This window comes from Methyloversatilis sp. XJ19-49 (genome assembly GCF_024580145.1).
Classification (GTDB): domain Bacteria; phylum Pseudomonadota; class Gammaproteobacteria; order Burkholderiales; family Rhodocyclaceae; genus Methyloversatilis.
Genome location: NZ_JANINI010000027.1, coordinates 4,465 through 10,687, shown reverse-complemented (window position 1 = coordinate 10,687; position 6,223 = coordinate 4,465). Strand labels below are relative to the sequence as shown.

The window sequence follows — 6,223 nt, the reverse complement described above, 5'->3', positions numbered from 1 at the left end:
ACTTGCGTAAAAAAATTTATCTGACAGTGCTAACTGAACGGCATTACCGCTCCGCCCTCGCCGCGATAGGCGCTTCGCACGGCGCTGGTCATGGTACCGATCGCGACGGGGCCGTCGCTCCCACAATCCCTGCGCTTGAGGCCTCGCCGTGGTCTCTGAAGGGGCGCGGCCGTTGTGGGAGCGGCCACTCTGCCGCGATGCACACGCTGCACCGCGATGGTCACAGCACGATCGCCATCTCTGTGGGAGCGGCGGCCTCGCCGCGATGCGCACGCTGCACTGTGATGGTCATGGCACTGATCGCGACGGGGCCGTCGCTCCCACAGGCCCTGCGCTTGAAGCCTCGCCGTGAACGAAAAAAGGAAGGCAGAGCCTTCCTTCTGTCTTCTGCAGCTGCCTGGGAATCAGCTGGCCTTGCGGTAGGCCTTGGCTTCCTTCTTCAGGCGCTTGAAGGTTTCCGGATCGGTCGCGCGCAGGTACTCGACGACGTCCATGTCTTCACGACGGATCTTGCTGATGTCGATCTGTTCGACATGAACCAGACGCAGCAGGGCCTGAACAGGCTTGGGCATGTTGCGGCCGCTTTCGTAGCGGGATCCGCCGCTCTGCGTCACGCCGAGACGCGACCAGAATTGCGACTGGTTCATGCCCAGCTTCTTGCGAATCTCTCGTGCATCGATGGTGTCTGTGGATTTCATGCTCGTTGTCCTTGAAAAAATTAGATGACGACCCAGCCGTGCCTGCCTTGAAAGTCCGGTCCGGGCGACTTGCCGAATCGCATAAACATGCTGCGGGTCTCCTATCACTAAAGGAGTAGGAGAAATTCAGTATAAATGATCACGTCGTCCTGTATCAAACAGATTTGCATATTTTTGCAACTCGGTTTGCTGCGTGAAAAGCCGGCATGCGGACCGGTCCCGGGGCGTGCCGGCCGGTCATCCCTTGCGCGCGCAGCGCGGCGTGCTGCCGGGATGGATCGGTTACAATCTTCGGTTTTCGTATAACGCTGCGGAAGTACAGATGGCCCTCATTGTCCAGAAATACGGCGGTACATCGGTCGGCAAGCCCGACCGCATCAAGAGCGTGGCGCGCCGCGTCGCGCGCTACGTTGCCCGCGGCGATCAGGTGATCGTCGTGGTGTCGGCGATGAGCGGCGAAACCAACCGCCTGCTCGGCCTCGCGAAAGAGGTGTCGCCGGCACCCGATCCGCGCGAACTCGACGTACTCGCGTCGACCGGCGAACAGGTCACCATAGGCCTGCTGTCGATGGCGCTGAAGGATCTCGGCCTGAAGGCGCGCAGCTACACCGGCGGCCAGGTGCGCATCCTGACCGACAGCGCGTTCACCAAGGCGCGCATCCTGTCGATCGACGAACGCAACATCCGGCGCGATCTCGATGACGGCAATGTCGTCGTGGTGGCCGGTTTCCAGGGCGTGGATGCCGACGGCAACATCACCACGCTCGGCCGCGGCGGTTCCGACACCACCGGCGTTGCGCTGGCGGCGGCCCTGAAAGCCGACGAGTGCCAGATCTTCACCGACGTCGACGGGGTGTACACCACCGACCCGCGCATCGTGCCGGAAGCGCGCCGGCTCGACCGCATCACCTTCGAGGAAATGCTCGAAATGGCGAGCCTCGGCTCCAAGGTGCTGCAGATCCGCTCGGTCGAGTTCGCAGGCAAGTACAAGGTCAAGCTGCGCGTGCTGTCCAGCTTCGAGGACGAGGGCCACGAAGGTCCGGGCACGCTGATTACTGTCGAGGAAGAAGCCAATATGGAACAACCCATCATTTCCGGCATCGCGTTCAACCGCGACGAAGCCAAGATCACCGTTCTGGGCGTGCCTGACCGCCCGGGCATCGCGTACCAGATCCTCGGCCCGATCGCCGACGCCAACATCGACGTCGACATGATCATCCAGAACGTCGGCCACGACGGCTCGACCGACTTCTCGTTCACGGTCAACCGCGGCGAATTCGCCAAGGCGATGGAAATCGTCGAAGGCGTGCGCCAGCACATCGGCGCGCGCGAAATCAAGGGCGACAACAAGATCTGCAAGGTGTCTGCAGTCGGCGTCGGCATGCGTTCGCACCCGGGTGTCGCCAGCAAGATGTTCCGCACGCTGGCCGAAGAGGGCATCAACATCCAGATGATTTCGACATCTGAAATCAAGGTGTCGGTGGTGCTCGACGAGAAGTATCTCGAACTCGCCGTGCGGGTGCTGCACCGCGCGTTCGAACTCGACCAGCCGGCGGCGTAATCCGCTCGGCAGGCGCGATGCGCGTTTGACCCGGGGAGGGTCAGGCGGTATGATTCGCGCGCTTTTGGAAGGACCGGAGGGGTGGCCGAGTGGTCGAAGGCACTCCCCTGCTAAGGGAGCATACGGGCCAAAACCTGTATCGAGGGTTCGAATCCCTCCTCCTCCGCCAGTTTCAGAGCTTGAACGGCATTATATTTGTGCTAATATATCGCCTCTTTGCAGCGCGCCCGTAGCTCAGCTGGATAGAGTACTTGGCTACGAACCAAGGGGTCGGGCGTTCGAATCGCTCCGGGCGCGCCAACAACGCAAAGAGAAACAAGCATTCAGGCCAATCCTCGGATTGGCCTTTTGTTTTTCTGACCACCAACCTTTCACGCGCCCTCCCGCTTCAGGTCATGCGGTCAGGCGCTGCGGATGTGAGCAACTCGCGCGGTGGAGAGGCCGAAATCCTTTGCCCCGCCTCACGCCTGCGTGCCGGTGCCTTCTTCACCTTCATCTCGACGCGCATTCCGGCCTTGGCCAGCATGCTCACCAGCGCGTCCAGGCTGAACTCGTTGATCTTTCCCTTCACCACCATGTTCAGACGTGGCTGCGTTACGCCGAACAACCGGGCGGCTTGCTGCTGTGTCTGTCCGCTGTCCTCAATATGCTTTCGGATCGCGCGCATCAGTTCGGACCGCAGCACCAGGTGTTGCGCCTCTTCAGGATCGAAGCCCAGGTCGGCAAACACGTTGCCGCTGCTCGTCACGATGGTCGTGTCAGGCGTACTCATTTCGTTTTCCTCGTTGCGAGCAGATCGCGGTAACGGCGCTCTGCCAGGTCGATATCTGCCTTGGCTGTTCGCTGCGTTTTCTTGACGAAGGCGTGCAGCACGTAGACGGCTTCCTCGAATCTCGCCACATACACCACGCGATAGGCACTTTCGGTGCGGACGCGGATTTCCCGCACGCCAGCGCCGATGCCCGACATGGGTTTCCAGTCGCTCGGATCGTCGCCTTGTTGCACCGTCCACAACTGATGCCCGGCCTCGCGCTTCGCGTCCGGCGGAAATACAGACATGGCCTCCAGGCTGTCGCCCATCCAGAGTATTGGCTTTATGTCAACTTATACGCTTTCCGATATACAAGACAAGGGCGACATGTCTCCTGCGCCCTGATGATGTATGGCGCGCGTTCGATTGCACTGCGTCTCACCTGGTCGGGTGTTCCGTAGCCACCTTGACGAATTCCATCTGATCAGGTGGTTACACAACGGCACCTCGATGAAGGTTCTTCGGCGATTCTACCCATGCAAATGTCGTTGATGGCATGGTCCGGTCGATGGACGCAGCGGCATTGATCAGGCGCAAAGCGGATTCGCACGCGGCATCCATGCTTGAAGTGTCGAAGGCACCCGCCTTTGCGTCACATGGAGATGTGTCATGCCGAAGATCGCCGATCTCATCAATCCGGGACTTCGTAGTCCCACGGGACCGGTTGTGTGTCCGCCGCTGGAGTTCGCCAAGGCGACTGTGCGACCGTGCGGACGCGCCGAGTACCCGGTGGCTTACAGCGATGCGGCGTGGGGTACCCGGCAGATCGTGCTTTACTCGTCCACCACCGCCAACATCGCGAAGGTCATTTACTCGTGCTCGCGCGACGGCAACACGCCGGTGTATTCACTTTTCGACCGCTTTGCCTTTGCGCCCGAACGTTCGCTGATCGCTCGCCCGCTGGGCGTCTGATGCAGTTTGTCATCCGGGTCCGGATCCGACACAACACAAAGGGCCGTCAATGGCCCACGGAGGAAATCGTCATGAATTTGCCCCTGACCGCGGAACAACGTCAGCGTCTTGAACTCATCCTGCGACAGGAACACGAAGAATTGAGCGCACGGCGCAGTGCGTATCTCGGTGGCCTCACGCGGGCCGAGCATGCCCGCGAAGTGCTGCTGCAGGACGGTGACGACGCGCCGCAGCGTGCCTCCGACCGCGAGATCGATCTGCAGCGTGTCGAAGAAGATGTCGCGCGCCTCGCCGACATCGACGCCGCGCTGCAGCGGATCGCCGAAGGCACTTACGGCGTCTGCCGCGAGTGCGGTGAAGTCATCCCGGCCGAACGGCTAGAAGTTGCGCCGTACACCCGGTACTGCGTCGCCTGCGAAGCGCAACGCGAACGCGGCCGCAAAGCCGCCGCAAGCCTCTGAAGCCACCCGTGCGCAGGGGCCGCGCCCGCGGAGACCGCGGCGAAACCTCAAGCGCAGGGACTGTGGGAGCGACGGCCCCGTCGCGATCAGTGCCATGACCGTCACGGTGCAACGTGCGCATCGCGGCGAGGCCGCCGCTCCCACAGGGGAAGGCGCCGCTCCAGAGCCTGCGGCGAAACCTCAAGCGCAGGGACTGTGGGAGCAACGGCCCCGTCGCGATCAGTGCCATGACCGTCACGGTGCAACGTGCGCATCGCGGCGAGGCCGCCGCTCCCACAGGGGAAGGCGCCGCTCCAGAGCCTGCGGCGAAGCCTCAAGCGCAGGGACTGTGGGAGCGACGGCCCCGTCGCGATCAGTGCCATGACCGTCACGGTGCAACGTGCGCATCGCGGCGAGGCCGCCGCTCCCACAGGGGAAGGCGCCGCTCCAGAGCCTGCGGCGAAGCCTCAAGCGCAGGGACTGTGGGAGCGACGGCCCCGTCGCGATCAGTGCCATGACCGTCACGGTGCAACGTGCGCATCGCGGCGAGGCCGCCGCTCCCACAGGGGAAGGCGCTGCTCCAGAGTCTGCGGCGAAACCTCAAGCGCAGGGATGTGGGAGCGACGGCCCCGTCGCGATCAGTGCCATGACCGTCACGGTGCAACGTGCGCATCGCGGCGAGGCCGCCGCTCCCACAGGGGAAGGCGCCGCTCCAGAGCCGGTTGGCCATGCAGGGCCAACCGTGGATCGCCGCTCCCACAAAAAACCTCGCCCCTGCCACGAGAACCTTGCCACCCCCACGACACCTCCGCTGATTTCAAGGCGCGTTGCGTCGGCCAGACGGCCGGGTTGAGGCATCGATCGATGTCGAAGGGTGCGCGGTCATCCTTCTGATTGATGCAGGTCACGCCTCGGCGAACCTTTTCTCCTCCCTTCAGCAGCCTTGATGCAGCGCAAGCCGTATTGGCGCGCTGCGCCCATGCTTGGAACATCGAAGGCACCAGCTTTCGCCCCGCGCGGAAACGTCCGATCAGGATTTGAAACTACACAGCGGGCCACCACAGCATCGCGAAGGAGGCCTTCATGCATATCTTCATGACCGCAACGCAGCAGAAGCATTTCGAACACGTGCTGCTTCGGCAACAGGCAGAACTGGTCGCCAGACGCAGGGCGTATCTCGCAGGGATGACCCGATCCGATCCTGCCCGCGATGTGCTGCTGCAGGATGGCGACGACGCTGCGCAGCGCGCGCCCGACCGCGACATCGATCTGCAGCGCGTGGAAGAAGATGTTGCGTGCCTCAGTACCATCAATGCCGCGCTCGTGAGGATCGCCGCAGGCACGTACGGCATCTGCCGCGAATGCTGCACCGACATCCCGGTGGAACGTCTCGAGATTTCTGCGCAAACGCCATACTGCGTCGCCTGCGAAGCGCAGTGCGAATGCGGCCGCAAGCCTTCGCACAAGCTGTAAAGCACTCTCTGCCGCTCGGGATGCCTCACCTCTCGGTGAGAGCCCGGTGGGAACAGCCACTGTGTGAGCCAGCCACTTTGGGGCAGCCTCTGTGAGCTTGCCCCTGTTGGATACAGGTCCTGTGGGATGCAGCCACTTTGGGATGCAGCCACTGTGGGAGCGGCCCCTGTGGGAGCGGCCCCTGTGGGAGCGGCCCCTGTGGGAGCGGCGGCCCCGCCGCGATCAGTGCCGCGGTGGTCGTTGTGCAACGTGCGTATCGCGGCGAGGCCGCCGCTCCCACAGGGGAAGGCGCCGCTCCAGAGCCGGTTGGCCATGCAGGGCCAACCGT

At 62.9% G+C, this 6,223-nt stretch carries 7 protein-coding genes and 2 tRNA genes; 5 read left to right on the top strand and 4 right to left on the bottom strand.

Features of this window, described 5'->3' with window-relative positions; translation table 11 throughout:
* Positions 1-404: 404 nt before the first annotated feature.
* Entirely contained in the window at positions 405-698 is a 294-nt protein-coding gene (locus NMQ16_RS18970; protein ID WP_257082529.1) for a DNA-binding transcriptional regulator, read from the bottom strand.
* Positions 699-1,020: 322 nt separating this feature from the next.
* Between NMQ16_RS18970 and NMQ16_RS18965 the strand changes: the two genes are divergently transcribed.
* From NMQ16_RS18965 to NMQ16_RS18955, 3 genes are all read left to right on the top strand, one after another.
* Positions 1,021-2,259, top strand: a complete 1,239-nt coding sequence (locus NMQ16_RS18965; RefSeq protein ID WP_069040385.1) for an aspartate kinase — start codon at positions 1,021-1,023, stop codon at positions 2,257-2,259.
* A gap of 75 nt (positions 2,260-2,334) precedes the next feature.
* Positions 2,335-2,428 (top strand) — tRNA-Ser (locus NMQ16_RS18960).
* Between the two features lie 54 nt (positions 2,429-2,482).
* Positions 2,483-2,559 (top strand) — tRNA-Arg (locus NMQ16_RS18955).
* A gap of 88 nt (positions 2,560-2,647) precedes the next feature.
* On the opposite strand, the gene NMQ16_RS18950 is transcribed toward NMQ16_RS18955, so the two are convergent.
* Positions 2,648-2,989: a helix-turn-helix transcriptional regulator gene (locus tag NMQ16_RS18950; RefSeq protein ID WP_257082528.1), complete on the bottom strand. Its 342-nt coding sequence runs from the start codon at positions 2,987-2,989 to the stop codon at positions 2,648-2,650.
* A 38-nt stretch (positions 2,990-3,027) separates the two neighbouring features.
* Entirely contained in the window at positions 3,028-3,339 is a 312-nt protein-coding gene (locus tag NMQ16_RS18945) for a type II toxin-antitoxin system RelE/ParE family toxin (RefSeq protein ID WP_257082525.1), read from the bottom strand.
* 340 nt (positions 3,340-3,679) lie between these two features.
* Between NMQ16_RS18945 and NMQ16_RS18940 the strand changes: the two genes are divergently transcribed.
* A complete protein-coding gene (locus NMQ16_RS18940; protein ID WP_257082523.1) occupies positions 3,680-3,982 on the top strand; it encodes a hypothetical protein in 303 nt (100 codons plus the stop codon).
* Complete coding sequence (locus tag NMQ16_RS18935; RefSeq protein ID WP_257082520.1) at positions 3,982-4,443, top strand: TraR/DksA C4-type zinc finger protein; 462 nt, start codon at positions 3,982-3,984, stop codon at positions 4,441-4,443. The genes NMQ16_RS18940 and NMQ16_RS18935 overlap by 1 nt, the downstream gene beginning before the upstream one ends.
* A gap of 861 nt (positions 4,444-5,304) precedes the next feature.
* Here the strand turns inward: NMQ16_RS18935 and NMQ16_RS18930 are convergent.
* Positions 5,305-5,829: a hypothetical protein gene (locus tag NMQ16_RS18930; protein WP_257082516.1), complete on the bottom strand. Its 525-nt coding sequence runs from the start codon at positions 5,827-5,829 to the stop codon at positions 5,305-5,307.
* Positions 5,830-6,223 lie beyond the last annotated feature (394 nt).